Below are 25541 nucleotides of genomic sequence, written 5' to 3'. Positions count from 1 at the left end.
GGCGACATGAGCCTCGCCGACGTATTTCTTCCCGCGGAGGCGACATGAGCCTCGCCGACGTATTTCTTCCCGCGGAGGCGACATGAGCGTCGAGACGATCTCTCCAGTGACCACGTCCCCTCGGAAGCCGCAGAGCTCGTGGGCCTCGAAACTGGGGCTGCAGCTCGTCGCGGTCGTCGTCGCCGTCGCGATCTGGTGGCTGATCACGTCCGTCCTGGCGTCACCCACGTCGATGCTGCAGGACTTCGCGCCGCAGCACGCCATCCCCGCGATCGGCGCCCTCGCCGCGCAGGGCGTGCTGTTGCCCGACATCTGGACGAGCCTGTGGCGGCTGCTCGTCGGGCTGGTGATCGCCGTCGTCCTCGGCGTGGTCACCGGGCTGGCGGTCGGGACGTGGCAGAGCCTGGAGACGGCGTCGCGACCGGTGTTCCAGTTCCTGCGCATGGTGTCGCCGCTGTCGTGGGCGCCCGTCGCGATCGGGCTGTTCGGCATCGGTGACCGCCCGGTGTTCTTCCTGGTGGCGGCGGCGGCGGTGTGGCCGATCGTGCTCAACACCGCCGCGGGCGTGCGCTCGATCGACCAGGGCTTCCTGCTCGCCGCCCGCTCGCTGGGCGCGACGCCCGCCGAGACGCTGACGTCGGTGGTGCTGCCGGCGATCCGTCCGCACGTGCTGACGGGGCTGCGGCTCGCGCTCGGTATCGGGTGGGTCGTGCTCGTCCCGGCCGAGATGCTGGGCGTGACCTCGGGGCTGGGCTACGAGATCCTCAACTCCCGCGACCAGCTGGCCTACGACAAGGTCATGGCCGTCATCCTGGTGATCGGCCTGCTGGGTTCGATCCTCGACTCCCTGGCCCGCCGCGCGCTGGGCAGCCACACCCCGTGAGTGGCGATAGTCGCTATAGCGACTATCGCCACTCACAGGGTCAGGACCAGCTCGACCGTCGGCGGGGGCGACGCCGCGTCGACCGGCCGGCCCAGGGTCCGCTCGACGACCGGTCGAAACCAGGTCCACCACCCGCGACGTCCGTTCGCGTAGCCGGTGAGGACTCGGCCGGCCTCCTCGGTGGGCAGGACGCGGGCCGTGGCGGGCGCGGAGGTCCGACGGCCGACGGAGACGCGGACCTGCGGCTGGACGGTCACGTTGCGCAGCCACTGGGCGCGGGCGTCGAAGCCCGAGACGACGACGTAGCGGCCGGGCCCGGGCCGGTCGACGACCTCGAGGACGACCTCGCGGGCCAGCCCGGTCCGCCGGCCGGTGTGTTCGAGCAGGAGCAGCCGCGAGCCGAACAGGCGCCCGAGCCCGGCGTGGTAGACGAGGATCGGGGCGCGCACGAGCGGGCGGGAACGCAGGATGCGCTCGCCCGCCGAGGCGACGGCGCGGGACAGGTTGCGGGGCGGTTCCGGCACGGTGCCTCCTCGTCTCGACCCGCCATCCTGCACCCGATCGCGGGGAGCCTGCGCCGCCGGGACCGTCGGACCCCGGCGCCGGCCAGGATGATCAGCCCTTGGCCAGCACCGCGAGGCGGGTCTCGCGGGTCCGGGTGAGGTGTGCGGCGACAGCCTCGCGCGCGGCCTCCGGGTCGCGGGACCCGATCGCGTCGAGGATGTGCCGGTGCTCGTCGCAGGCGGCGTCGAGGCTGCCGGGCTGCAGCATCGGAGCGGGATCGAAGATCGTCAACTGCGAGCAGAGCCGGACCAGTGTGGACACGATGGCCCGGTTGTGGCTGGCGGTCCACAGCACCTCGTGCCACTGCTGGTGCAGGTCGGCGGCCACCGGGACGTCGGCCCCGACGGACTCCTCGTGCAGGTGCGCCAGGCGCGCGAGCTCGAGATCCGTGCGGCGCAGCGCTGCGCCTGCGGCCGCGGTGGACTCCAGTGCGATCCGCGCCTCGTAGATGTCGAGCACGTCCTCGGCGCTACCGACCCGCACCCGGAAGCCGCGGCTCGCCCGCTCGACGAGCCCGTCGTGCTCCAGACGGACCAGCGCGACCCGGATCGGGGTCCGCGAGACCTCGTAGCGGGTGCTCAGCGCCGTCTCCAGGAGCAGGTCGCCCGGGCGGATGGCGCCGTCGAGGATCTCCTGTCGCAGCAACTGGTACGGCCGACCGTCGGAGTCGGCGACGCGACCCGTCGGCTCCGGATCCGTCCCCGCCTCCCCTTGTCGTGTCACCGGGGCATTGTGACAGAACACGTGCGCGTCGGCCGCGGCTGCCGTCGCGGCGTATCCACGTGGATACGTAGAGCACAAAAGTTGGACAAAGCGTTGCCAACCGGATTCGTCGTCTCCTAGAGTCCCGGCCCGTGGAGGCGACCGTGGTGCGCAGCGTCGGGAGACCCGCGTGCCCGTTCCGCCGGTGCCGGCTCGCGCACCACGGCGTCGCGCCGGGCACGTCCTGTCGCCCGGCGCGCCCGCCCCGTCGCTGACCACCGCTGTCCGGAGGTCGCGGCGCGGCCGCCCGATCGCGACCCGACCGGACGGCCTCCAGCGTGCGCGCCGCGGTTCGCGTGTCCTCGACCGGCAGCAGGCATCGGCCTCGACGGTCACCCTCCTCCTCTGAAGGACGTCACCCGTGCGACCCCTCCGACGAACCGGCCTCGCAGCCGCCCTGCTGACGGTCACGGCCGTCCTGGCCGCGTGCTCGACCGGCACCGATGCGTCCACCCAGGCCACGACGACGGCGCCCGCCGCGCCCGGCAACGCCATCACCATCGGCATCGACCTCCCCCTCTCGGGCCAGTCGGCCGCCCCGGCCGAGACGATGCGCAAGGGCTTCGAACTCACGGCCGAGGAGATCAACGCCGCGGGTGGGGTGAACGGCACCCCCATCGCCCTCGACATCCAGGACGACGCCGGCGATCCCACGACCGGTGTGGCGCTCGTCGACCGCTTCGTCCAGAACGGTGCGGTCGCCATCGCCGGCACCTACAACTCCCCCGTGGTGCTGGCCCAGTCCGACGCCGTCGCCCGCGCCGAGATCCCGCAGCTCGCCTTCGCGATCAGCTCCGCGATCACGAAGAAGAACAACCCGTGGGTCTTCCAGACCGGGCCCACCGACCTCGGCCAGATCGACGGCATCGTCGCCCGGCTCCAGAGCCAGGGCCTCACCAAGCCCGCGCTGCTGACCGACACGACGGCCTTCGGGGCGGGCGCGAAGCCGGTCCTGGAGCAGGGGCTCGCCGCTGCCGGACTCACCCCGGTGCTGTCCGACACCTTCGCCGTCGACGCCACCGACCTGTCCGCCGTCCTGTTGAAGGCCAAGCAGTCCGGCGCCGACCACGTCATCGCCTGGACCGTCGGGCCGCCCTACGCGACCCTCGCCAAGGGCGCCGAGCAGGTCGGCCTCGGCCTGCCGATCGTCGGGACGGCCTCCGCGGCCGACCCCGCGGTCGCCCGCCTCGCCGGACCCGCCGCGACGAACATCTTCTTCCAGGACGCGGTGAACCGCGAGAAGCCGCAGGTCAAGGCCGTCGTGGAGAAGTGGTCGGCGGAGTTCGGCGGCACCGTGCCCAGCGACGCGCTGTCCGCCCACGACATCCTGACGGTCATCGTCGACGGGATCCGCGCGGTCGGCCCGGACCGGGCGAAGCTGCGCGACCACCTCGAGACCTACCGCAACCCGGACCTGCTGTCCGGCCGGATCGGCAGTGTCTGGGAGTACAGCCCCACCAACCACGTCGGACTCGTCGGCGGCAACCTCGTGTGGAAGCAGTACGACAACGGCACCGTCCGGCTGGCCGACGGTTCCTGACATGACCCAGGCGGCGTACTTCGTGGTCATCGGGCTCGGCGTCGGTTCCGTGTACGCGCTGTCCGGGCTCGGGATCGTCACGCTGTTCGCCGGCTCCGGTCTGGCCAACTTCGCGCAGGGCGACTTCATGGTGCTCGGCGCGCTGGTCGCGGTGAACGTGGTCGGCGCCGGATTCGGCTACCTGCCCGCGCTGGCCGCCGCGGTCGTCGTGGTCGCGGCCGCCGGGCTCGTCCTCGGCGGCCTGTTCACCCTCCCGATGCGCCATCGCCGGGTCGACGTCGACGTCGTGATCATCGGGACGCTGGGGGTGGCGACGACGATGACGACCCTCAGCGGCATCTGGTTCGGACGTCAGCCGCAGCGCCTCGACAGCCCCCTGGCCGGGTCGTTCATCCCGATCGGCGACCTGCAGGTCCCGGCGCACTACGCGCTGCTGCTCGTCGGCGCCGCGCTCGTCTTCGGTGTGGTCCACTGGTTCCACCGGCACACCGACATCGGCCTGCAACTGCGCGCGGTCGCGAGCAGCGTGCCCGCCGCGCGGGACGCGGGGGTGCGCGTCGGGCGCATGCTCGTCGTCGCCTGGACGATCGCCGCGCTCGTCGGCGGGGTGGCGGGGGTGCTCGTCGCCTCCGTCGTGCCGATCGCGCCGGAGGCCGCGCTGCCGCTGGGCGTCAACGGGTTCGCCGCCGCGATCATCGGCGGCCTGGCGAGCCCGGCCGGCGCGGTGGTGGGCGGCCTGCTGATCGGGGTGGCCGAGGCCCTCGCGGGCGGCTACCTCAACGACACCCTCAGGCAGGCCGTGGCCCCGGTCGTGCTGCTCGCGGTGCTGATCCTGCGCCCGGGCGGGCTGCTCGGCCGGTCCCGAACGGTGCGTGTCGCATGACGGCCGTCGCATCCCCGGCCCGGCCGGCGCCCAGCGTGCGCACGACGCGGCACTGGCGGTGGACCCAGCCCGCGATCGTGCTGCTCGTCGGGGCGGCGGTGTTGCTGGTCGTCCGCCCGGGTCCGTTCGACCTGCGGGTACTGACCCTGGTCGCGGCGTACGCGATCGCCGCGGTCGGCTTCAACGTCCTGGTCGGCTTCGCGGGCGTCGTCTCCATCGGCAACTCGCTGTTCCTCGCGGCGGGCGGCTACGCGTGGGCGATCCTGGCGGTGCCACGTGGCCCGCTCGTCGCGCTGCTCGCCGGAGTCGTCGTCGCGGGTGTCATCGCCGTCCTGGCGGGGCTTGCGCTGCTGCGGCTGCGCGCCTACTACTTCGCCGTGGGCACCCTGGCGCTCGGCGCGCTGGGCACCGTGGTGATGCGGAACTGGACGTCGGTGACCAACGGCGACGCCGGTATCACCGGGGCCGGCTACCTCAAGCTCTTCGGCCTCACCGGGGTGTCGTCGATCTTCGCCGCGGCCGTCGTGCTGCTCGCGGTGTTCCTCTACCTGCAGGAGGCGCTGCGTACGTCGCCACTCGGGCTCGCCATGATCGTCGGCCGGTTCGACCCGCCGGCCGCCGACGCCCTCGGTGTGAACGTGTCCCGCACCCGGGTCGCGGCGTTCGTGCTCAGCGCGGTGTCCGCCGCGGTCGGCGGGGCGCTGGTCGCACAGCTCGCCGGCGGCGCCTTCCCCGACCAGTTCTCGACGACGGCGGCGATCAGCCTGCTGGTCATCCCGATCATCGGCGGGCGCGGCTGGCGATGGGCCCCGGTCGTCGGCGCCGTCGTGGTGATCGCCGCGCCCGAGTACCTGCGGTTCCTCGACGAGTACCGGCTCGCGGTGTACGGCGTGCTCGTCACCCTCGTCGCGCTCTTCCTGCCGGGTGGCATCCACCAGCTCGTCCGTGGGCTCGTCGCGTGGGTCGGTCGGAGGCGTCATGGCTGACCGGACGACCCTGAGTGCGCGGGGCCTCGCCGTCGCGTTCGGCGCGTTGCGGGCTGTCGACGGCGTCGACGTCGAGGTCGCCGAGGGGCAGTGCGTCGGCGTCGTCGGGGCGAACGGGGCGGGCAAGAGCACCCTGCTCAACCTGCTCAGCGGCGCCGTCCGGCCGGACGCGGGGACGGTCACCGTCGTCGAGAACGGACGTTCGCATCGGCTCGACGGCGCTCCGGGACGGGCGCGCGCCCGGCTCGGGATCGTGCGGATGTTCCAGACGGCGCGGCTGGTCCCCGACCTGAGCGCGCGGGAGAACGTCGAACTGGGCGTGCCCGCGCCGCGCGGGGCCTGGCTGGAGGCGCTCGGCCTGCCGACGAGCCGCCGCCGGGCCGACGCGCGGCGCCGCGCCGCCGAGGACGCACTGGCCCGCGTCGGTCTCGCCGACCGGGCCGGGATCGCGGCGGGCGAGCTCAGCCTCGGGCAGCAGCGGCTGGTCGAGATGGCCAGGAGCCTGGCGTCCGGCGCGCGGATCCTGCTGCTCGACGAGCCCTTCTCCGGCCTGTCGCGGACCGCGCGTGAGGTCGTCGCGTCGCTGATCGCGAGCCTGCGTGACGAGGGGGTCGGGGTCCTGCTCGTCGAGCACGACCTGGCGCAGGTCCGGCTGCTCGCCGACCGCGTCGTCGTCCTCGACGCGGGACGGGTCCTCGCGGCGGGGCCCGTCGAGGAGACCCTCGCCGACCCGGAGGTCGTCCGGCGCTACATCGGCGACATCGAGCTGGAGATCGGCGGCGGCCTCGACGACGCGCGTCCGGCACCCCCGGTCGTGGCGGTCCCCGTGCCCGCGCCGCTCGATCCGGCTCCCCGGCCACCCGTCCTGCAGGTCCGCGACCTGCGGGTCTTCTACGGTGCGGTGCCCGCCGTCGACGGCGTCGACCTGGCGGTCGCCGCGGGCGACGGGCTCGGGATCGTCGGGCCGAACGGGGCCGGGAAGTCGACGGTGCTGCGCGGCGTCGCCGGGCTGCTCACCGCGACCGGCAGCGTCCGGCTGGCCGGGGAACGCCTCGACGGCACCGCGACCCCGCACCGGTTCCGGCACGGCCTGGGGTTCGTCCCCCAGACGCTCACCGCCGTCGTCGACCTGTCCGTCGAGGAGAACCTGCGGCTCGGCTGGCTCGCCGGCTCCCGGGCACAGTCGTTCGCGGAGGCGATGGAGCGGGTCGGCGACCTGTTCGGCGAGATCGCGGGCCGGCGCAAGGACCCCGCGGGGGCACTCTCGGGCGGGCAGCGCCAGATGCTCGCCATCGCGCGGGCGCTGGTGGCCGGGCCGCGCGTCGTGCTGCTGGACGAGCCGACGGCCGGGCTGGCGCCCGTGCTCGTCGCCCCGTTCGCCGACGCGCTCACCAGGCTGCGCGCCGACGGTGTCGCGGTCGTCGTCGTCGAGCACAACCTCGGCCTCGTGCGGGCGACGTGCTCGACGATCCTCGGGCTGCGCGCGGGAGCCCCGGTCTGGAGTGGACCCACCGAACGTTTCGACGGCGCCGCCGCGCACGAGGTCTTCCTCGCCGCGACCGCCCCGGCCCGCACCGGGCCGTCGCCCATCGAGCCGTCGCCCATCGAGCCGTCGCCCATCGAGGAGGAGCACCTCTCGTCATGACCAGCAACCGACGGATCATGCTCAACGGCTTCAAGTCCGCGACCATCGGCCACACCGCGCTCGGCCTGTGGACCCACCCCGACAACGCGGTGCGCGACTACGGACGCCTCGGCTACTGGACCGACATCGCACGCACGCTGGAGCGCGGCTGCTTCGACGCCCTGTTCATCGCCGACGCGCAGGGCGTCATCGACGTCTACCAGGGCTCCACCGACGTCACCCTGCGCGAGGCGCTCGGCATCCCGATCATCGACCCGATGCTGCTCGTCTCGGCGATGGCCGCGGCGACCGACCACCTCGGGTTCGCCGTCACGGCGTCGACGACGTACGAGAAGCCGTTCGACCTGGCCCGCAAGTTCGCGACGCTCGACCTCGTGACCAGTGGGCGCGTGGGATGGAACATCGTCACGTCGTCCTCGCGCAGCGAGGCGGAGAACTTCGGGATGTCGAAGCCGATCCCGCACGACGAGCGCTACCGCATCGCCGACGAGTTCATGGACGTCGCGTACAAGCTGTGGGAGAGCAGCTGGGACGACGACGCCGTGGTGCACGACCGCGAACGGCGCATCTTCGTCGACCCCGCGAAGGTCCGCCGCATCGAGCACCACGGGAAGTACTTCGACGTGCCCGGGATCTTCATCTGCGAACCGTCCCCGCAGCGCACCCCGGCGCTCTACCAGGCCGGCAGCTCCACCGCGGGCGTCGCATTCGCCGCCCGGCACGCCGAGGGCGTGTTCGTCTCGTTCCCGCGGATGGACATGGTCCGCGACGCCGTGGCCAGGCTGCGCGCGGCGGCCGCGGAGGCCGGCCGGCCACCCGGGGACCTGAAGGTGTTCCCGCTCTCGACGGTCGTCACCGCCGAGACCGACGAGCTGGCCTGGGAGAAGTACCACCAGTACCGGGCGCACAGCCGCTCCGAGGCGAACCTGGCCCGGTTCAGCGCGCTGGTGCACGTCGACATGTCGGCACTGGATCCCGACGAGCCGCTGGAGTACGTCGACAGCGACGGGATCCAGGGCTCGTTGTCGGTGTTCACCAAGGCCGACCCGACCCGGACCTGGACGCCGCGGGAGATCGGGGAGTTCCTCAGCGTGTCGAGCATGGGCGCACTGTTCGTCGGGTCCCCGACCACGGTCGCCGACCAGCTCGAGGAGTGGGTCGAGCAGGCCGACGTCGACGGCTTCAACATCTCCGACACGCTCTCGTCGGTGACGTTCCCCGACTTCGTCGACCTGGTCGTCCCCGAGCTGCAACGGCGGGGCCGGGTGTGGAGCTCCTACGAGGGGGCGACGTTCCGCGAGCACCTCTACGGGCCCGGCCACGCCCGGACCCTGCCGGGACACCCCGCGACGGAGTACCGCCGTGGCTGAGCGCGAGGACCACGAGCCGGGGACGCCGCTGACCGTCGACCCGTCCGGCCTCGCCGCGCTGGCCGACGACGTCGCGGCGGGCGACGTCGTCGTCCTCGACGCGACCGCCCGGCTCGGCCCGCCGACCCCGCAGCGGCGCTACCCGCTGGACTCCGGTGCCCCGCTGTGGGAGGCCGCGCACATCCCCGGCTCGCGCCACGTCGACCTCGTCGACGCGCTGTCCGATCCCGGCGCGGGCTTCCACCTGTCGGTCGCCGCCGCGCCGCGGATGGCGGCGGCGCTCGCCGCCGTCGGTGTCCGGGCCGGCGCACGCGTCGTCTGCTACGACTCCGCCGACGGGTCCTGGGCCGCTCGCCTGTGGTGGATCCTGCGCGGCGTCGACGTGCCCGCGTCCGTCCTCGACGGCGGCCTCGCGGCATGGCGGGCGGCCGGGTTCGACGTCGTGAGCGGGCCAGCCGAGCCCGTCGCCGATCCCCCCGCCCCGCTCGTGCTGCCCGGCGCCGCCCACGGCTGGGCGACGATCGACGACGTGCGGACGGTCGTCGACGGGGGGCCGGGCACCCTGGTGTGCGCGCTCGGCGAAGGCCAGTTCACCGGCGCCGAGCCCACCCGCTACCCGCGGCCGGGCCACATCCCGACCAGCGTCAACCTGCCCGCACACCACGTCCGGGACGCCGCCGGCCGGCTCGCCGACCCCGATGTCGTCCGGGCCGCCGCCGAACCGGTCCTCGGTCCGCCCGGTCCGCAACCGATCACGCTGTACTGCGGCATGGGGGTCTCCGCAGCGGGGCTCGCCCTGAGCCTCGCCGGTGCCGGCTACACCGGGTTGCGGATCTACGACGGATCGCTCGAGGAGTGGACCGCCGACCCGGACCGCCCGCTCGACACGGGCGGAGCATCCTGAGCTGCGCCGACGACCGCGCGACGAGCCGGTCAGTCAGCATCAGTCGTCGGTCGCCGGGCGGTTCGCGGGCCGCCAGCCCAGCTCGCGGTGCGTCAGCAGGTGCCGGACCAGCAGGTTCGTCGCCGCCGTCGCCGTCGGCTGGCTGACGACGTGCCACGCCCGCTGCATCGGCGTCCCCGGCACCCGCAGCTCGACGAGCGTTCCCGCCTCCAGGTGCCGGCGCACCGACTGCCGCGACACCAGCGTCACCCCCAGCCCGGCGACGGCCCCGGCGACGACGGCGCCGTGCGAGCCCAGCGACAGCTGCGGGGGAGCGACGTCGAGGGTGTGGAGCAGCGACACGGCGGTCGCGCGGATGCCCGACCCGGTCTCGCGCTGCAGCCACGTCGTGTGGCCGGGATCGAAGTCGTCGCGCAGCTCGGGCGGACCCACGACGACCAGCGTGTTCGGGCTGACCGCGCGGACCAGGGCGTCGAGCCCGTCGGGCGGGCGGCCCGCGACGACGAGATCGACCTCGTGCGCGGCCAGCATCGGCCACACCACCCCGCGCGGTCCGACCTCGAGGCCGAGCGCGATGTGCGGATAGCGGCGCCGGAACGACGTCAGCAGATCGGGGAGCATGTGCTCGCCCGCGGTGGTCACCGCCGCGATACGGACGGTGCCGTGCTCGGGATCGGCCTCACCGCGGGCGGCCGTGACCGCCTCGGCGTGCAGGCCCAGGATGCGGCGCGCGTAGTCGGCGTAGCGCTCGCCCGCCGGGGTGAGCCGGACGCCGCGCCCGTCGCGGTCGACGAGGGGGACGCCGATCTCGGCGGCGAGCGCGGAGATCGCCGAGGACACCGATGACTCGGTGACGACGAGGCGTTGCGCCGCGGCCCGGACGGAACCGGTCGCGGCCAGCTCCACCAGGGCCCGGAGGCGTGCGTTCGTCGTCACCGAGTCATCATGGCAATCGGTGTGGGGCGCAGGGGGATCAGCCCCTGACGGTGTATTCCTCGGCCGTCAGCACCTCGTCCGGGGCGGAGTCGAAGACCCGGCTCGCGAGCAGGTCCGCGGCCTCGATGGTGGTGAGGGCCTTCAGGTCCACCTTGGCGTCGCCGGTCTCCAACAGGCGCTTGGCCTGCCGCAGCCGAGCACGCTCCACGGCGTTGCGCACGCTGCGGGCGTTGGCGAACCAGGGCTGACCGACACGCCGCTCCAGGTAGCGCTTGAGCACGTCGTGCGCCTCGTCGGAGAAGGTGTAGCCGATGTCCTTGGTCATCAGGACACCGATCTGCTCCAGCTCCGGGACCGTGTAGTCCGGGAACGTGACGTGGTGGGCCACCCGGGACTGCATGCCCGGGTTGGCGGCGAAGAACGTGTCCATCCGATCCTGGTAGCCGGCCAGGATCACCACGAGGTCGTCGCGGTTGTTCTCCATGACCTGCAGCAGGATCTCGATGGACTCGCCGCCGTAGTCGCGCTCGTTCTCGACCTTGTAGAGGTAGTACGCCTCGTCGATGAACAGCACGCCGCCCATCGCCCGCTTGATGACCTCTTTGGTCTTCGGCGCGGTGTGGCCGACGTACTCGCCCACCAGGTCGTCACGGGTGACCGCGACCAGGTGGCCGCGACGCAGATAGCCGAGCCGGTGGAGCAGGTCGGCCATCCGCATCGCGACGGTCGTCTTGCCGGTGCCGGGGTTGCCGGTGAAGCTCATGTGCAGGGTCGGCTGCGGGGCGGTGATGCCGAACTTCGCCCGGGTGCGGTCGACCAGCAGCAACGCGGCGATCTCCGCGATGCGCGTCTTCACCGGCGCCAACCCGACGAGCTCCTCGTCGAGCTTGGCGAGGACCTCGTCGATCCCCGACTCCGCGCGGAGCGCTGCCAGGTCGACCACGGTGTCCGCCGGGAGGTACTCGACCTCCGGCTCGCCGGACGGGTCGGCCTCGAGCTGGGGACCGGAGACCGAACCCGGCGTGAATCCGAAGGCGGTTCCGGTGCTCATGATCAGCCCTGGCCGTAGCGGTCGCCGACGGGACGCTCGGTGGCGTACGAGTGCGTCGTGTACTGGATGGCGCGGCCCCTGACCTCGGTGCGGTTCACGTGGAAACCGGGCTCGTCGGCCGGGCGCTGCACGATGAACGACAGCGCCGTGGTCTGCCGGCCGAGGCTCGCGTCGTAGGCGTTCAGCTTGACGTAGGCGTTGGGGTTCGCCTTGCGGCAGGCGTTCACCTCGAGCAGGACGCCGGCGGGGTCCTTGAGGTCGAACATCGGCAGGCCCCACATCTCCCAGTAGGTGTTGCGGGGGTGCGGGTCGTCGGTGAACTCGACCGACAGCGGCCAGTCGTTGCTCAGCGCGTAGTTGATCTGGGCGGTGATCTCCTCGTCGGTGAAGTCGGGGAGATAGGAGAAGGTGCCCTGCGTGATCCGCATCGTCGTAGCTCCGATCAGGCGTTCGTCGGCGTCGCGACGACGTCGGGGGTGTCGGTGGACTCGTAGTTGAAGGTGATGTCGCCCCAGGTCGCGAGCGCGGTGTCGAGCGCGCGGTTGCGGGAGGCCGCCTTCTTGAGGATCTCCGGACCCTCCTTGTAGTAGTCGACACCCTCGTTGCGCGCCTTGATCATGGCCTCGAGCGCGACGCGGTTCGCCTCGGCGCCCGCGGCGATGCCCATCGGGTGGCCGATCGTGCCGCCACCGAACTGCAGGATGACGTCCTCACCCAGGTAGTGGATGAGCTGGTGCATCTGGCCGGCGTGGATACCGCCGGAGGCGACCGGCATGACGCCGGGCATCGAGGCCCAGTCCTGGTCGAAGTACAGACCCTTCGACAGGTCGGCCTTGACGCTGTCCTTGCGGAGCGTGTCGTAGAAGCCCGCGGTGGTCATCGGGTCGCCCTCGAGCTTGCCGACGACGGTGCCCGCGTGGATGTGGTCGACACCGGCCAGGCGCATCCACTTGGAGATGACGCGGAAGCTGACGCCGTGGTTCTTCTGGCGGGTGTATGTGCCGTGGCCCGCGCGGTGCAGGTGCAGGATCACGTTGTTGTCGCGGGCCCACTTGGCCATCGACTGGATCGCGGTGTAGCCGATCGTCAGGTCGATCATCACGATGACGGACCCGAGCTCGGCGGCGAAGTTCGCCCGCTCGTACATCTCCTCCATCGTGCCGGCGGTGATGTTGAGGTAGTGGCCCTTGATCTCGCCGGTCGCGGCCTGGGCGCGGTTGACGGCCTCCATGCAGAACAGGAAGCGGTCACGCCAGCGCATGAACGGCTGCGAGTTGATGTTCTCGTCGTCCTTGGTGAAGTCCAGGCCACCGCGCAGCGCCTCGTACACGACGCGGCCGTAGTTGCGGGCCGACAGGCCCAGCTTCGGCTTGGTGGTCGCGCCCAGGATCGGGCGGCCGAACTTGCCGAGGTGCTCGCGCTCGGTCACGATGCCGTGCGCCGGGCCCTGGAAGGTCTTCACGTAGTGCGTGGGGATGCGCATGTCCTCGAGGCGCAGGGCCTTGAGGGGCTTGAAGCCGAAGACGTTACCGATGATCGAGCTGGTGAGGTTGGCGATGGACGCCTCCTCGAACAGGTCGATGTCGTACGCGATGTACGCGATCCACTGACCGGGCGTGTTCGGCACCGGGTCGACCTTGTAGCACTTGGCCTGGTAGTGCTCGAAGGTGGTGAGGCGGTCGGTCCACACGACCGTCCAGGTCGCGGTGCTCGACTCACCGGCGACGGCCGCGCCGGCCTCCTCCGGCGGCACGCCCTGCTGAGGGGTGATGCGGAAGGCGCACAGAACATCCGTGTCCTTCGGCTCGTAGTCGGGCTGCCAGTACCCCATCTCGGCGTAGGGGATGACACCTGCGTTCCAGCGATCTGCCATGCCGACAAGCTTGCGGGCAGATCGTGAATCTGTCTATCAAGAGTTACCCGGTCATTCTGAAGTAAATGCTTAAGCATGGTGCGGCCCCCCGCGGTCTCCACCGCGCGGGTGAGGCGACCGGGCTCGACGCGCTCCTACCGTGCCCGCCGGTGCCACAACGGGAGGACTGCGAAATGAGCACGTTGAGGGAGATCGCGGCGCGGATGGTCGCGCCCGGCAAGGGCGTTCTCGCCGCGGACGAGAGCATCGGCACGATGTCGTCGCGCCTGGAGAACGTCGGCGTCGACGCCACCGCCGAGAACCGGCGCATCTACCGGGAGCTGCTCTCGGCCACACCCAACCTGTCCGACGGCGTGTCGGGCATCATCTACTGCGACGAGACGCTGCGGCAGACCTTCGCCGACGGCACACCCTTCGCGCAGGCCGTGCACGCGCTGGGCATCCTGCCCGGCATCAAGGTCGACGCAGGCGCCAAGCCGCTCCCGGGCGGCCTCGACGGCGAGACCATCACCGAGGGCCTCGACGGGCTGCCCACCCGCCTCGCCGAGTACGCCGGGATCGGCGCCGCCTTCGCCAAGTGGCGCGCCGTCTACGTCATCGGCGACCGGACCCCCAGCGCCGGCGCGATCCGTGCCAACGCCAACGCCCTCGCCCGCTACGCCGCCGCCTGCCAGGCCGCCGGCATCGTCCCGATCGTCGAGCCCGAGGTGCTGATGGACGGCACCCACTCGATCGAGCGCTGCGCTGAGGTCACCGCCGTCGTCCAGGCCGCCGTCCGCGAGGAGCTGGCCCTGCTCGACGTCGACCTCGCCGGGATCGTGCTCAAGCCCAACATGGTCGTCGAGGGCAACGGCAACACCGAGCAGTCCTCGCCCGAGGCCGTCGCCGCCGCCACCGTCGAGGTGCTCGAGGCCTGGCCCGCCGAGCTGGCCGGCGTCGCGTTCCTCTCCGGCGGCATGTCGCCGGAGAGGGCCACCGCCAACCTCGAGGCCATGCAGGCCATCACGACCCCCTGGCCGCTGACCTTCTCCTTCGGTCGCGCGCTCGTCGACCCCGCCCTCAAGGCGTGGGTGGGCAAGGACGAGCGGATCGCCGACGGCCAGGCCGCCCTCGCCGACCGCGTCGACGCCAACGCCGCCGCGGTCCGCCGCCGCGGTGAGCTGCAGCCCGCCTGATCCACGCATGGTCCCGACGCGGCCGGTCCCCGATCCGGGGCCGGCCGCGTCGCGCTGTGCAGCAGACCGCGAGCGCAACCTGACGGTCGTCGGGTCGGCGCCGCAGAGCAGTGAGGTTGCGCGCGAGCTGTCGGGTGCAACCTGACGGTCGTCGGGTCGGCGCCGCAGAGCGGTGAGGTTGCGCGCGGATGGGTTTCTACGTCGGAGGTCAGGCGTCCTCGGGGTCGGCGTCGGTGGCCGGGAGGGGGACCGTCGCGATGATGGTCGTCCCTGAGCCGCGACGCGAGATCACCCGCAACCGCCCGCCGACGAGCTCCGCGCGCTCCGCCATCGACTGCATCCCGTAGCCGGGGGAGTGCGGGTCGACCGAGGGCGCGGGCTGGACGTCGAAGCCGACGCCGTCGTCGATGACCTCGAGCCAGGCGGTCCCGCGGTGCACCCGGAACCGGACGCGGGCGAGGGTGGCCCGGGCGTGCTTGGTGATGTTCTGCAGGCATTCCTGCGCGATCCGGTAGAGCGCGATCTCGACGTGCTCGGGGAGACGGTCGTCGTCGAGCTCCAGCTCGATCTCGAAGTGCGGTACCGACCGGGCGAGGCTGGCGAGGCCGCCGGCGAGGCCGAGGTCGTCGAGCACGGGCGGGCGCAGGCCGCCGATCGCGGCGCGCGCCTCGTCGAGGGTCAGGTTGACGAGATCCCGGGCGAGAGCGAGCTGTTCGACGGCGAGCTCGGGCTCGGCGGTGATGCTGTGACCTGCCGCGTCGAGGTGGTAGGAGAGGGTGACGAGGCGCTGGGAGATGCCGTCGTGGATGTCGCCGGCGAGGCGGCGACGCTCCGCCTCCTGGGCCCCGATGACCTGTTCGGCGAAGCGTTCGTGGGCGCGTTCGCGGGCTTCGAGCTTGCGGTGCATACGGGCCTGGTGCAGGGCGCCCGCGACGAGCCGGCCGATGACGCCGAGGAGCTGGAGGTCGCGGTCGGTGAACTGGCGTCGCCGCACGGTGTGGACGTTGAGCACCCCGACGAGACCCGACGGGCCACTCTCCATGGGGACCGAGGCCATCGAGGTGTAGTCGGTGCCGCGCAGCGCCGGGATCGGCATGTAGCGCGGGTCCTCCTCCTTGCGTTCGACGATCACGGCGGGTTCGCGGTGGCTGGCGACCCAGCCGGCGACACCGGAGCCGATGGGGAGCTGGATCTCGCCGACGTACTGGTCGAACGGCGGCGTGGCTCCGGCGAGGGTGAGGGAGCGGTCGGTGTCGTCGAGGACGTGGACGAAGCAGACGTCGGTGGCGGTGGCGTCGGTGATCAGCCGGGCGACGGCGGCGGCCAGCGGTTCGACGTGAGGGCCGCTGGACGCGGCCTCGATGATGCCGAGGAGCAGGGCGTTGGCCCGTTCGGGCGAGGTGAGCCCGAGGACGGTGCCCTCCTGGTAGGGGCCGAGCAGCGCGTGTCCGGGCTCGCGCCCGAACGACGTCACCGGGACACCACCGTCACTGGAAGATCCCTTCGCGCAGCGCGGTGGCGACGGCGCCGGTGCGGTCGCCGACGCCCAGCTTGCGGTAGATGGAGCGCAGGTGGCTCTTGACGGTCTCGTCGCTGACGACGAGGCGGGTGGCGATGCCGCGGTTGGACAGGCCCGTGACCATGAGCGAGAGGACCTCGGACTCGCGGTGGGTGAGGCCGTGGCGGGCGCCGGGCCAGAACTCGTTGCTCTGCAACCGCGCGGCGGTGTCGACGGCGCGGCCCGCGAGGGAGGCGTCGATGACCGTGGTGCCGGTGGCGGCGAGCTCGAGCTGGCGGACGAGCTCCTCGCCGCTGATCTTCTTGAGCAGGTAGCCGGACGCGCCCGCGCGCAGCGCCTGGAAGAGGTACTGCTCGTCGTCGTAGACCGACAGGAGCACGACCTTGGCATCGGGGTCGCGCTCGCGGAGGCTGCGGCACAGGTCGAGGCCGCTGGCCCCCTGCATGCGGACGTCGCACAGGATGATGTCGGGCGTCAGGCTGGCGACCATGGACATCGCCTGGTCGGCCCCGATGGCCTCGCCGACGACGCGGACGCGCCCGCGGAACGGCGACAGCATCGCCTTCAGACCGGCGATCACCATCTCGTGGTCGTCCACGAGAACGATCCGCAGTGGCCCTGCTGACGTGGGCGTACTCATGCCGAGACTCTAAGCCGTGACCAGGGGTCGTGAGGTTCAACCCCGGCCTCCCCCGCTGCGGGGAGGGCGCGGGAGCGTTGCGGCCATAGCGTCGCGGCCGAATCTCGAGGAGGTGTGCGCCCGTGCCCGCGCTGTCGCAGGGCCCGGGCCGCACCGACGGTGACTCCTACCAGTGCGGAGGTTGCGGCATGAGCACCGCTCCCAGCGTTCCGGCCGAGCGTGCCGGCCAGTCGGCGGACACCGACGAGCTCGGCGTCGCGACGCTGCGGTTCCTCGCCGCGGACGCGGTCCAGGCGGCCAACAGCGGTCACCCCGGCCTGCCGCTGGGTGCGGCCCCGGCGGCGTGGACCCTGTGGTCGCGGCACCTGCGGCACGACCCGGCGGCGCCCGACTGGGCCGACCGCGACCGGTTCGTGCTGTCGGCCGGCCACGGCTCGATGCTGCTGTACGGGCTGCTTAACGTGTTCGGCTACGACCTGCCGATCGAGGAGCTGAGGAACTTCCGTCAGCTCGGGTCGCGCACGCCGGGGCACCCGGAGTACGGGCACACCGTCGGCGTGGAGACGACGACGGGCCCGCTGGGCCAGGGCATCGCGACGGCGGTCGGGATGGCGCTGGCCGAGCGCATGCTGGCGGCGCGCTGCAACACCCCGGAGCACACCGTCGTCGACCACCGCACGTGGGTGCTCGCGGGCGACGGTGACCTGATGGAGGGCGTCAGCCACGAGGCGGCGTCGTTGGCGGGGAAGCTGAGGCTGGGCCGGCTCACCGTCGTCTACGACGACAACGACATCACGATCGACGGATCGGCCAGCCAGAGCTGTGCCGACGACGCGGCGGCCCGGTTCGCGTCCTACGGCTGGCGGACACTGTGGGTCGACGACGGCAACGACATCGAGGCGCTCGACCGCGCGTTCGCGGAGGCGGCGGCGACCGAGGACCGGCCCACCTTCATCACGGTGAAGACGACGATCGGCTACGGCGCCCCGGGCATCGAGGGCACGTCGAAGGCGCACGGCAGCCCGCTGGGCAACGAGACGATCGCCGCGATGCGCGAGCGGTTCGGCTGGCCCGACGAGGCGTTCCACGTGCCGACGGCGGTGCGGCTGGCCACGGCCGAGCGCGCCGCCGAGGGCGCGAAGGCCCGCCTGGACTGGACGCGCACCCACGACGAGTGGGCGGCCGCGAACCCGGAGACGGCCGAGGCGTTCCCGCTGGGCCGGGTCCCGGTGGCCGACAGGGCAGCCGAGGCGCTGGCGCCGCTGGCCGACGAGGCCGTCGCGGAGGGTCGCGCCGCGACCCGTAAGGCGTCGGGTGCGGCGCTGAACGCGCTGGCCGCGGTGTACCCGGCGCTGGTGGGCGGCTCGGCGGACCTGGCGTCGTCGACCAACACGGCGATCCCGGGGGGCGAGGTCACCCCGGACGACGCGTCGGGTCGCACGATCCACTTCGGCATCCGTGAGCACGGCATGGCGGCGGCCATGAACGGCATCTCGCTGCACGGCGGCCTGCGGGTGTTCGGCAGCACGTTCCTCGTGTTCGCCGACTACCTGCGCCCGGCGCTGCGGCTGGCGGCGCTGATGAAGCAGCCCGTCGTGCACATCCTCACGCACGACTCGGTGCACGTCGGCGAGGACGGCCCGACGCACCAGCCGGTGGAGCAGGTCGAGTCGCTGCGGATCATCCCGGGGGTCACGGTGCTGCGCCCGGCCGACTCGGCGGAGACCGCCGCCGCCTGGGGCATCGCCGCGGCCACGCTCGACGGCCCGACGGCGTTGATCCTGAGCCGTCAGGACCTGCCGAACCTGGGCGGCGCCGGTCTCGACGACGTCCGCGCCCACGGTGCCCGCACGGTCCGGGCCGCGAACGGCGACCCGGCCGTGGCGCTGGTCGCGAGTGGTTCCGAGGTGTCGCTGGCGCTGGTGGCGGCCGAGCTGCTGGCCGACCGGGGCGTCGAGGCGACCGTCGTGTCGGTGCCGTGGCGTGAGCGGCTGGAGGCGTCGGTCCGTGAGGGTTCCTACCGCCTTCCCGACGCGCCGGCGGTGTTCGTGGAGGCGGGGGTGACCGTCGGGTGGCGGGCGCTGGCGGGGCCGCGTGACGCGGTGATCGGCATCGACCGGTTCGGGGAGAGCGGCCCGGGTCACGAGGTCGCCGACCACCTGGGGCTGTCGGCGTCGGCCGTCGCCCGGGTCGCGCTGGCCACGGCCGGGGCGGAAGGCGTCTAGGGCAGTTGTCGGTGCCGGACAAGACGTTGCGGATCCACCGGGCCGCGGGCCGGTCGTCGGTCAACCGACGGCCGGTCATGCTGGCCATCGCGGGCGACTCGGCGGCGGGCAAGACGACGCTCACCGCGGGGCTCGTCGAGGCCCTCGGCCCGGAGCGGTGCGTGTCGTTGTGCACCGACGACTACCACCGCTACGACCGTGCGGAGCGGCAGTCGCTGCCGTTCACGGCGTTGCACCCGGACTGCAACCACCTCGCGATCATGGAGCAGCACCTGCAGCTGCTCGCGAGCGGCCAGCCGGTCCTCAAGCCCGTGTACGACCATTCGATCGGCCGGCTGTCGCACACGGAGCTGCTGGAGCCGGCGGACTTCGTCATCGTCGAGGGCCTGTTCCCGCTGTACAGCAAGCTGGCGCGGGCCTGCTTCGACGTCACCGTCTTCCTCGACCCGCACGAGCAGACGCGGCGGGCGTGGAAGGTCGAGCGTGACGCGCGGGAGCGCGGCTACACCGCCGAGCAGGTGCTCGGCGAGCTCGACCTGCGGGAGCCGGAGTCGGCGGCCTACATCCGGCCGCAGCGCCAGCACGCCGACATCGTGGTGCGGTTCGCGCCGGTGCAGGGGCGCGACGACCCGTCGGTCCCGTTGTCGGCGGAGCTGCTGCTGCGGCCGACGATCCGCCATCCCGACCTGAGCGAGGTCATGCAGCCGGGCGTGCACCGGGCCATGCATCTCGAGCTGGAGCGCGACACCGACGGCCGCCCGGTCGACTCGTTGCACGTCCACGGCTACGTGGACGCGGAGGAGAGCATCGCGGTGGAGAAGGCGATCTGGGCGTCGATCGGGGAGCCGGAGCGCTGTGCCCCGGAGTGCCTGGGCGGCATCGGGGGCGGGGAACGCAGCGAGCCGCTCGCCATCACGCAGCTGCTGTTGCTGCACCATCTGATCGAGGCGGGTCGCTGACCCGGCCGGCCCGAGCGCCCCGGACGGTTCCCATCCGGGGCGCTCGTCGTCGGTGGGTCAGCCGGCCGCGCGGCGGCGGTGCTCCTCGCTCATCCCGGCGCGGACCACGGCTGCGACGGAGGCGAACCGGGCGATGAGCGCGGTCTGGGCGTCGAGGACCTGGTCGGACCTGCCGCCCCAGGCACGGGCGACGCTGCCGAGCGTGCTGCGCCCGAGGCAGTAGCCGACGGGCATCCGCGGGCCGAGCCACTGCACGGCCGCGAGGTGGGCGGTGAGCCGGTCGGGGCGGCCACCCGCGGTGAAGACGACGCCGGCGAGCTCCTCGGCTCCGGCGGCGTGCAGGCCGCGCAGCGTCGCCCTGGCGACGTCCTCGGCGGTCGCGACGTCGGAGGCGCGCCGGCCCGGGGTGACGATGCTGGAGCCGAGGACCACGTCGGCGAGGTGGACGCGGTCGGCCCGCAACGCGTGGAGGACGGTTCGGACCGCCTCGCCGTGAACGGTGGCGGCCTCGTGCACACCGTCGCGCGCACCGGGGATCACGACGACGTCGACGAACGGTGTGAGCCCACCGGCGACGCAGGTGGCGGCCCAGCCGGCGACCAGCCGCGCACGGGCGCGGAGCTCGGTGACCGCCGTGTCGGCTGTTGCGACGACGCGCCAGCGCGCGAAGCTCGCACCGGCGTCGCGGTGCCGGGCGATCTCGTCGGAGATCCCGTCGACGGAGCCGGCGACGTCGAAGCCGCGGAGGTTCTCGTCGCCCATCCGGACACCGAGGGGAACCCGCGCGCGGTGCAGTGCGGGGGCCGATGCGGAACCGGCGATCCTGTGCAATGTCGCGGGGTCGAGCAGGATGCCGTTCACCGTGCGGTCGAGACCCGGGGTGGCGAGCACGATGTCGCGGAACGCCCGGGCGGTGCCGGGGGCAAGGGGCACCCCCGCGTCGCGGAGCATTCCGGTCGTGTTCGTGTCGGCCTGGTCGAGGGCCAGAAGGCCACGTGCTGCAGCAATCAGACGAGCGAATGGAGCAGAGAAGTCACCCATATGGGCCTCCTGGAGAGGTTTGGGCACCGAGTGTGAGGGCGTAATCCGGATCACCACACTGATGAGGAATTGCGACCAATCAACTCCGACAGGGCGTTCTGTCGTGCGATGTCGGTGATCCGACCAGGCCGTCACAGTTCCGTAACGCAGTGTTGCAATTGTGGACTATAGTACAGCTCCCGTTTACGATCCGACACGTTCAGCGAACGCTCAGGACACCCTCGTCTCGAAGGGGAGGCCATGCCGCCCGTCATTCTCGTATTCACAGTCACCGGCGCCGCACTGTTCGTCATTTCCTGCTTCTTCCTCGGTTGGGGAGCGAAGGCGGACGACTCGGGTTCCAACCCGCTGAAGACCGTCGGTTGGATCGCGATGGTCGCCGGCATCGTCGACCTGCTCTCCGCGCTCTACATCGTGACCCGCAGCGGCCTCCCCGCCGCCGCCGGCACCAGCGCTGCCGACGCCGCGACCGCCTCCAACGGCGCGCTCCTCCTCGGTGGTCTCGTCGGCTTCTACGGCCTGTTCTTCACCTCGGTCGGTGCCGCCGCGTACTTCGGTCTCGACCTGCGCCCCGTCGCGAACCTGGCCATCCCCGTCGGCCTCGTTCCGCTCGCGTTCTGGCAGTTCTTCGACGGCAGCGTCCTGCTGCACTCGATCCTGATCGTCTGGCTGATCGCCTTCTGGTCGGTGGCCGCCACGGTCTACGGCAAGCTCCCCGCCAAGGTTCTCGGCGGGATCCTGATGATCACCGCGATCTGGACGTTCTTCCTTCCGGTCGTCCTGCTGGTCACCCGCGGCGAGCTGTTCTGATCTTCTGAAAACGAAAGAAGGGGCTCGCACCGAAATGGTGCGGGCCCCTTCTTCATGCGCCTTGATTCGACGACGTGAAGGGGATCACGCCTCCACGGAGGCGCCGGCGGCGACGATGCGGGTCCCCACGCGGGCGGCCTCGTCGTCGGCCAGGGCATCGGCCGCGAACTCCGGTGTGGTCACGACGACGGTCCGGCCACCGTTGCGCAGGAACGCGATGCCGGCACGGACCTTCGGGCCCATCGAACCCTCGGGGAACTGACCGTCGGTAAGGTGCATTTCCACCTCGTCGACGCCGACCTCCTCGATGGCGCGCTGGCTGGGCTTGCCGAAGTCGACCATCACGTTCTTGACGCCGGTGACGAGGACCAGGGCGTCGGCACCGAGCTGGTTGGCCAGCTGCTGCGCGGCGTAGTCCTTGTCGATGACGGCGTCGACGCCCTCGAGCCCATTGCCGTCGTCGACGACCGGGACGCCACCGCCGCCCGCGGCGACCACGACGACGCCGGCGTCGGCCAGCGTGCGGATCGAGGCAGCCTCGAGGATCGCCTGCGGCTTCGGTGACGGAACGACCCGGCGGTGGCCGCGGCCCGAGTCCTCGAGCATCGTCCAGCCGCGGGTCTCGACCATCTCGTTGACGGCGTCACCGTGGAAGAACGGGCCGATCGGCTTGCGGGGGTCGTCGAACGCCGGGTCGTCGGAGGCGACGGCGACGTGGGTGACGATCGTCGCGACGTCGATGTCCTCGCCGGCCTGCGCGGTCTGGCGCAGCGAGATCGAGATGAGGCTGCCGAGCTGGCCCTGGGTCATGGCGCCGAGCGCGGACAGGGGCAGCGCCGGCACGACGGAGGAACCCTCCTCCTGCTGGATCGCGAGGTTGCCGACCTGCGGGCCGTTGCCGTGCACGATCACGACGTTCCAGCCGCCGCGGCGCAGCGCGTGCACCGTGTTCGCCATGGTGCGGGCGTTGGCGGCGAGCTCCTCGAAGGTGCCCTTCTGGTCCTCGCGGGTGAACGCGTTGCCCCCGAGAGCGACGACAGCAGTCCTCGACATGCGTTTCCTTCTTCCTTCGTGACCGGCATGAGGGCAGGGCCCCGGGGCCGGTCCGACTTTCCGCGGCTCGGAGGAGCCGGCCCTGAAACGGGTTGTTGGTATGCAGACTGACCTGCGTCGTTGCAGGGGTGTTGCGTGGGACACAGCGGTGGTCCGGGTCAGGAGCCCGGGGCCGCCGCGAGGGACCGCCCGCCCAGCGCCGCACGGGCGGTGGTCAGCCCGTCACGGAGCGCCTGGTGCCCGGCGCGGACGGAGCCGGTCCGTCCCCGCCAGGCCAGCAGCGCCGGGCGGGTCACCTCCCGGCCGAGGTAGAACGTGACCGGCCACGGTGGGCCGGCCTCGCAGACGGCGGTGACGGCCGCGACAGCAGTGGAGAGGGCGTTGTCGCCCGCGGTGAGGGCGACGCCGCCCAGCCGGTCGGGCAGTGCGACGAGGGGGCCGCCGGTGACGGGGTCGGCGTCGTGCACGCACTCGGCCTCCGTGCTCAGCACGACCGACGGCAGGTCGACCTCGATGTCCTCGAGGTGGCCGCACACGCTGAGCAGGGCGGCCGCGCGGGCGGCGCTGCGCTGGGCGGGACTGCCGTCGTGCATCCGGGTGCCGACGCGGATCACCGGGACGACGCCCAGGGTCTGGCACGTGTAGGCGAAGCGGGCGGCGGCCTGGCTGTTGACCGTCAGCGTGCGGAGCGCGCCGTAGTCGATCGCCGAGCCGGACGACATCGCCCACACCGCGAAGCTCGCACCGAGCGCCTGGAAGCGGCGCAGCCGGTCGGACAGGCCGTCGAGACCCGTGGTGACGAGCTCGTCGCGCTCCCCGGACAGCGACTCGGCGCCGCTGTCGGCCCGCACGCCCAGCAGCACGCCGGAGGCGGCGACCCGGCCGAGCAGGCCCCGGCCGCGGGGGCCGGCGGCGGAGCCGACCGTGCTGAGCTGGGGCGACCCCGTCGCGGCGGCCCCGAACGCCTCCGGCGGCAGGACGACCGCGCTCGTCGTGGACGCGAGGTGCGGCGTGCCGAGCACCATGTCGCGGTAGGCGGCCGCGTCAGGTGCGGGACCGGTCGAGCCCACCGAGCTGAGGCGCACGCTCAACTCGTCGGGCGCGGTGTCGAGCGCCAGGATCCCTCTGCGGAACGCGAACATCCGCCGGGTCCGCCGCTGTAACGCCTCCATCGACCGCACCTCCGGATCGCCGCTGGTCCCGCCGCCTGCCGTGGCCTCGGACGGGCGGGCCGAACCGGCCCGACGGGGCGACGGCCACGGTGCTCGCACAGCCGGAACGAGCAGAGTCCCGCCACCGAGGTCAAGCCACCTCCCCTGCACGGGGGAAACCGGGGGGCATCCCGGAAGATGCGCAGGTCGGACACCCCGAACGGCCCCCCGCCCGGGGGATGGGTCGCCTCGGGCCGGCACGAACACTCCTCGCAGACGGCGGGCTGTCGACGCCCTGCCTGACGGGACGCGCCGACCGAGGTGCGCCGTCCGACGAGGCGCGCCGTACGAGGTGCGCCGTCCGACGAGGTGCGCCGTCCGACGACGTGCGCAGGAAGCGGGTTATCGGTGCAGGGAACGGGCGGGGACGCGACGGCGGCGACCACTGTCGGCACTCGACGCCTGGAGGCGGTGATCTTCGACGTCGACGGCACGCTGGCCGACACCGAGCGCGACGGCCACCGCCCGGCGTTCAACGAGGCCTTCCAGCGCCACGGCGTCGACCTCGACTGGGACGTCGAGCACTACGGGTCGCTGCTGCGCATCACCGGTGGCCACCGCCGCATCGCCGCCGACCTCGAGGACCGCGGCTGGGACCCCGACGACGCCGACCGGGTCGCGGCCGACATCCACAGGACGAAGACGGCGCTGTTCGTCGAGCGCGTCACCGCGGGCGCGTTCGACCCGCGGCCGGGACTCACCGAGTTCGTCGACGGGCTGGTCGACGCGGGCATCCGCATCGCCGTCGCCACCACGGGTCGTCGCGACTGGGCGGTGCCGCTGGTGCGGCACCTGATCGGTGACGTCGTCGAGGTCATGATCACCGGCGACGAGGTGGAGCGGCTCAAGCCCGACCCCGAGGCCTACCTCCTGGCGCTGCGGGGGCTCGGGCTCGACGCGTCGGCTGCGCTGGCGCTGGAGGACTCCGGCGTCGGCACCGCCGCGGCGACCGGCGCGGGGCTGGCGACGATCGTCGTCACCAACGGCTACACCGCGACGCAGGACTTCTCGGCCGCGGCGCTGGTACTGCCGGGCTACGACGAGGGCCGCGGCGACGGCACGGCCCCGGGCGACGCGGGCCCGCTGACCGCGCGGCGCGCGATCGACGTGCACGCCGCCTGGTGGCGCGACCGTTGACGACGACGGCCACGGGTGTCGTCGCGGGCGCCCTGGCCGAGTGCAACGACTTCGGCCGCACGGTGCGGCCGCCGGTTCAAGGATGGAGTGAGCGTGACGCTTCGGGTTGGCGTGAACGGCTTCGGTCGTATCGGCCGCAACTTCTGGCGGGCGGTCGACGCCCAGCGCACCGCCGGGACCAGTGACATCGAGATCGTCGCGGTGAACGACCTCACCGACACGAAGACGCTGGCGCACCTGTTGAAGTACGACTCGATCCTGGGCCGGCTGCCCTACGAGGTCAGCACGTCGGGCGAGGACATCATCGTCGACGGCAGGCCGCTGACGGTGCTGTCGGAGCGCGACCCGGCGGACCTGCCGTGGAAGGACCTGGG

24 protein-coding genes are annotated in these 25541 nt (G+C 72.5%); 13 read left to right on the top strand and 11 right to left on the bottom strand.

Features of this window, described 5'->3' with window-relative positions:
- Nucleotides 1-106 precede the first annotated feature (106 nt).
- Nucleotides 107-883: an ABC transporter permease gene (locus PSU4_RS25655; protein ID WP_246115337.1), complete on the top strand. Its 777-nt coding sequence runs from the start codon at nt 107-109 to the stop codon at nt 881-883.
- A gap of 32 nt (nt 884-915) precedes the next feature.
- On the opposite strand, the gene PSU4_RS25650 is transcribed toward PSU4_RS25655, so the two are convergent.
- Both PSU4_RS25650 and PSU4_RS31570 read right to left on the bottom strand, forming a co-directional pair.
- On the bottom strand, nt 916-1407 hold the full coding sequence (locus PSU4_RS25650; RefSeq protein WP_222596395.1) for a nitroreductase family deazaflavin-dependent oxidoreductase: 492 nt from the start codon (nt 1405-1407) through the stop codon (nt 916-918).
- A 91-nt stretch (nt 1408-1498) separates the two neighbouring features.
- Nucleotides 1499-2170, bottom strand: a complete 672-nt coding sequence (locus PSU4_RS31570) for a GntR family transcriptional regulator (RefSeq protein ID WP_186817181.1) — start codon at nt 2168-2170, stop codon at nt 1499-1501.
- 400 nt (nt 2171-2570) lie between these two features.
- On the opposite strand from PSU4_RS31570, the gene PSU4_RS25640 reads away from it, so the two are divergent.
- From PSU4_RS25640 to PSU4_RS25615, 6 genes are read left to right on the top strand one after another with little or no spacing between them, the layout of a single operon-like run.
- Entirely contained in the window at nt 2571-3749 is a 1179-nt protein-coding gene (locus tag PSU4_RS25640) for an ABC transporter substrate-binding protein (protein ID WP_147113674.1), read from the top strand.
- Between the two features lies 1 nt (nt 3750).
- Complete coding sequence (locus tag PSU4_RS25635; protein WP_147113671.1) at nt 3751-4632, top strand: branched-chain amino acid ABC transporter permease; 882 nt, start codon at nt 3751-3753, stop codon at nt 4630-4632.
- The gene (locus PSU4_RS25630) at nt 4629-5618 is read left to right on the top strand and encodes a branched-chain amino acid ABC transporter permease (RefSeq protein ID WP_147113669.1); all 990 of its coding nucleotides are present in this window, start codon (nt 4629-4631) and stop codon (nt 5616-5618) included. The genes PSU4_RS25635 and PSU4_RS25630 overlap by 4 nt, the downstream gene beginning before the upstream one ends.
- The gene (locus tag PSU4_RS25625) at nt 5611-7263 is read left to right on the top strand and encodes an ATP-binding cassette domain-containing protein (protein WP_147113666.1); all 1653 of its coding nucleotides are present in this window, start codon (nt 5611-5613) and stop codon (nt 7261-7263) included. The genes PSU4_RS25630 and PSU4_RS25625 overlap by 8 nt, the downstream gene beginning before the upstream one ends.
- On the top strand, nt 7260-8633 hold the full coding sequence (locus tag PSU4_RS25620) for an LLM class flavin-dependent oxidoreductase (RefSeq protein WP_147113663.1): 1374 nt from the start codon (nt 7260-7262) through the stop codon (nt 8631-8633). The genes PSU4_RS25625 and PSU4_RS25620 overlap by 4 nt, the downstream gene beginning before the upstream one ends.
- Nucleotides 8626-9537: a sulfurtransferase gene (locus PSU4_RS25615; RefSeq protein WP_147113660.1), complete on the top strand. Its 912-nt coding sequence runs from the start codon at nt 8626-8628 to the stop codon at nt 9535-9537. The genes PSU4_RS25620 and PSU4_RS25615 overlap by 8 nt, the downstream gene beginning before the upstream one ends.
- Nucleotides 9538-9576: 39 nt before the next feature.
- Here the strand turns inward: PSU4_RS25615 and PSU4_RS25610 are convergent, their stop codons facing one another.
- The 4 genes from PSU4_RS25610 to PSU4_RS25595 are packed head-to-tail and all read right to left on the bottom strand — an operon-like array spanning nt 9577 to nt 13397.
- The gene (locus PSU4_RS25610) at nt 9577-10473 is read right to left on the bottom strand and encodes a LysR family transcriptional regulator (protein ID WP_147113657.1); all 897 of its coding nucleotides are present in this window, start codon (nt 10471-10473) and stop codon (nt 9577-9579) included.
- Between the two features lie 37 nt (nt 10474-10510).
- On the bottom strand, nt 10511-11524 hold the full coding sequence (gene cbbX, locus PSU4_RS25605; RefSeq protein ID WP_147113654.1) for a CbbX protein: 1014 nt from the start codon (nt 11522-11524) through the stop codon (nt 10511-10513).
- Between the two features lie 2 nt (nt 11525-11526).
- Nucleotides 11527-11952, bottom strand: coding sequence for a ribulose bisphosphate carboxylase small subunit (locus tag PSU4_RS25600; RefSeq protein ID WP_147113651.1), 426 nt, complete (start codon nt 11950-11952; stop codon nt 11527-11529).
- Between the two features lie 14 nt (nt 11953-11966).
- On the bottom strand, nt 11967-13397 hold the full coding sequence (locus tag PSU4_RS25595; protein WP_147113648.1) for a form I ribulose bisphosphate carboxylase large subunit: 1431 nt from the start codon (nt 13395-13397) through the stop codon (nt 11967-11969).
- A gap of 173 nt (nt 13398-13570) precedes the next feature.
- Between PSU4_RS25595 and PSU4_RS25590 the strand changes: the two genes are divergently transcribed.
- Nucleotides 13571-14572 (top strand): class I fructose-bisphosphate aldolase, encoded by a 1002-nt coding sequence (locus PSU4_RS25590; RefSeq protein ID WP_147113645.1) that lies wholly within the window; start codon nt 13571-13573, stop codon nt 14570-14572.
- 208 nt (nt 14573-14780) lie between these two features.
- On the opposite strand, the gene PSU4_RS25585 is transcribed toward PSU4_RS25590, so the two are convergent.
- Both PSU4_RS25585 and PSU4_RS25580 read right to left on the bottom strand, forming a co-directional pair.
- Entirely contained in the window at nt 14781-16046 is a 1266-nt protein-coding gene (locus tag PSU4_RS25585) for a GAF domain-containing sensor histidine kinase (protein ID WP_147113643.1), read from the bottom strand.
- A 13-nt stretch (nt 16047-16059) separates the two neighbouring features.
- On the bottom strand, nt 16060-16731 hold the full coding sequence (locus tag PSU4_RS25580; RefSeq protein ID WP_147113640.1) for a response regulator: 672 nt from the start codon (nt 16729-16731) through the stop codon (nt 16060-16062).
- Between the two features lie 188 nt (nt 16732-16919).
- On the opposite strand from PSU4_RS25580, the gene tkt reads away from it, so the two are divergent.
- Nucleotides 16920-18956, top strand: coding sequence for a transketolase (gene tkt, locus PSU4_RS25575; protein WP_147113637.1), 2037 nt, complete (start codon nt 16920-16922; stop codon nt 18954-18956).
- A gap of 11 nt (nt 18957-18967) precedes the next feature.
- Nucleotides 18968-19915 carry a phosphoribulokinase gene (locus PSU4_RS25570; RefSeq protein ID WP_147113634.1) on the top strand — a complete coding sequence of 316 codons (948 nt, stop codon included), beginning with the start codon at nt 18968-18970 and terminating at the stop codon, nt 19913-19915.
- A gap of 57 nt (nt 19916-19972) precedes the next feature.
- On the opposite strand, the gene PSU4_RS25565 is transcribed toward PSU4_RS25570, so the two are convergent.
- Nucleotides 19973-20956: a class I fructose-bisphosphate aldolase gene (locus PSU4_RS25565; protein WP_147113631.1), complete on the bottom strand. Its 984-nt coding sequence runs from the start codon at nt 20954-20956 to the stop codon at nt 19973-19975.
- 240 nt (nt 20957-21196) lie between these two features.
- On the opposite strand from PSU4_RS25565, the gene PSU4_RS25560 reads away from it, so the two are divergent.
- Complete coding sequence (locus PSU4_RS25560; protein WP_147113629.1) at nt 21197-21766, top strand: hypothetical protein; 570 nt, start codon at nt 21197-21199, stop codon at nt 21764-21766.
- 84 nt (nt 21767-21850) lie between these two features.
- On the opposite strand, the gene PSU4_RS25555 is transcribed toward PSU4_RS25560, so the two are convergent.
- The gene (locus PSU4_RS25555; RefSeq protein WP_147113626.1) at nt 21851-22819 is read right to left on the bottom strand and encodes a carbamate kinase; all 969 of its coding nucleotides are present in this window, start codon (nt 22817-22819) and stop codon (nt 21851-21853) included.
- A gap of 158 nt (nt 22820-22977) precedes the next feature.
- On the bottom strand, nt 22978-23991 hold the full coding sequence (locus PSU4_RS25550; RefSeq protein WP_147113624.1) for a class I fructose-bisphosphate aldolase: 1014 nt from the start codon (nt 23989-23991) through the stop codon (nt 22978-22980).
- Between the two features lie 387 nt (nt 23992-24378).
- Here PSU4_RS25550 and PSU4_RS25545 point away from each other — a divergent pair, with 387 nt between their 5' ends.
- Nucleotides 24379-25167: an HAD-IA family hydrolase gene (locus PSU4_RS25545; protein WP_246115336.1), complete on the top strand. Its 789-nt coding sequence runs from the start codon at nt 24379-24381 to the stop codon at nt 25165-25167.
- A gap of 93 nt (nt 25168-25260) precedes the next feature.
- Nucleotides 25261-25541: glyceraldehyde 3-phosphate dehydrogenase NAD-binding domain-containing protein (locus PSU4_RS25540; RefSeq protein ID WP_246115335.1), on the top strand; the 281-nt coding region annotated here is incomplete at its 3' end.

This window comes from Pseudonocardia sulfidoxydans NBRC 16205 (genome assembly GCF_007989085.1).
Taxonomy (GTDB): Bacteria; Actinomycetota; Actinomycetes; order Mycobacteriales; family Pseudonocardiaceae; genus Pseudonocardia; species Pseudonocardia sulfidoxydans.
This window is presented reverse-complemented; position numbering and strand designations above follow the sequence as displayed.

Coding starts and splice junctions, on each gene's coding strand:
- tkt (WP_147113637.1), top strand. CDS start 16,920: ATGAGCACCGCTCCCAGCGTTCCGGCCGAGCGTGCCGGCCAGTCGGCG.
- PSU4_RS25590 (WP_147113645.1), top strand. CDS start 13,571: ATGAGCACGTTGAGGGAGATCGCGGCGCGGATGGTCGCGCCCGGCAAG.
- PSU4_RS25560 (WP_147113629.1), top strand. CDS start 21,197: ATGCCGCCCGTCATTCTCGTATTCACAGTCACCGGCGCCGCACTGTTC.
- PSU4_RS25580 (WP_147113640.1), bottom strand. CDS start 16,731: ATGAGTACGCCCACGTCAGCAGGGCCACTGCGGATCGTTCTCGTGGAC.
- PSU4_RS25600 (WP_147113651.1), bottom strand. CDS start 11,952: ATGCGGATCACGCAGGGCACCTTCTCCTATCTCCCCGACTTCACCGAC.
- PSU4_RS25595 (WP_147113648.1), bottom strand. CDS start 13,397: ATGGCAGATCGCTGGAACGCAGGTGTCATCCCCTACGCCGAGATGGGG.
- cbbX (WP_147113654.1), bottom strand. CDS start 11,524: ATGAGCACCGGAACCGCCTTCGGATTCACGCCGGGTTCGGTCTCCGGT.
- PSU4_RS25555 (WP_147113626.1), bottom strand. CDS start 22,819: ATGTCGAGGACTGCTGTCGTCGCTCTCGGGGGCAACGCGTTCACCCGC.
- PSU4_RS25625 (WP_147113666.1), top strand. CDS start 5,611: ATGGCTGACCGGACGACCCTGAGTGCGCGGGGCCTCGCCGTCGCGTTC.
- PSU4_RS25565 (WP_147113631.1), bottom strand. CDS start 20,956: ATGGGTGACTTCTCTGCTCCATTCGCTCGTCTGATTGCTGCAGCACGT.
- PSU4_RS25630 (WP_147113669.1), top strand. CDS start 4,629: ATGACGGCCGTCGCATCCCCGGCCCGGCCGGCGCCCAGCGTGCGCACG.
- PSU4_RS25550 (WP_147113624.1), bottom strand. CDS start 23,991: ATGGAGGCGTTACAGCGGCGGACCCGGCGGATGTTCGCGTTCCGCAGA.
- PSU4_RS25635 (WP_147113671.1), top strand. CDS start 3,751: ATGACCCAGGCGGCGTACTTCGTGGTCATCGGGCTCGGCGTCGGTTCC.
- PSU4_RS25620 (WP_147113663.1), top strand. CDS start 7,260: ATGACCAGCAACCGACGGATCATGCTCAACGGCTTCAAGTCCGCGACC.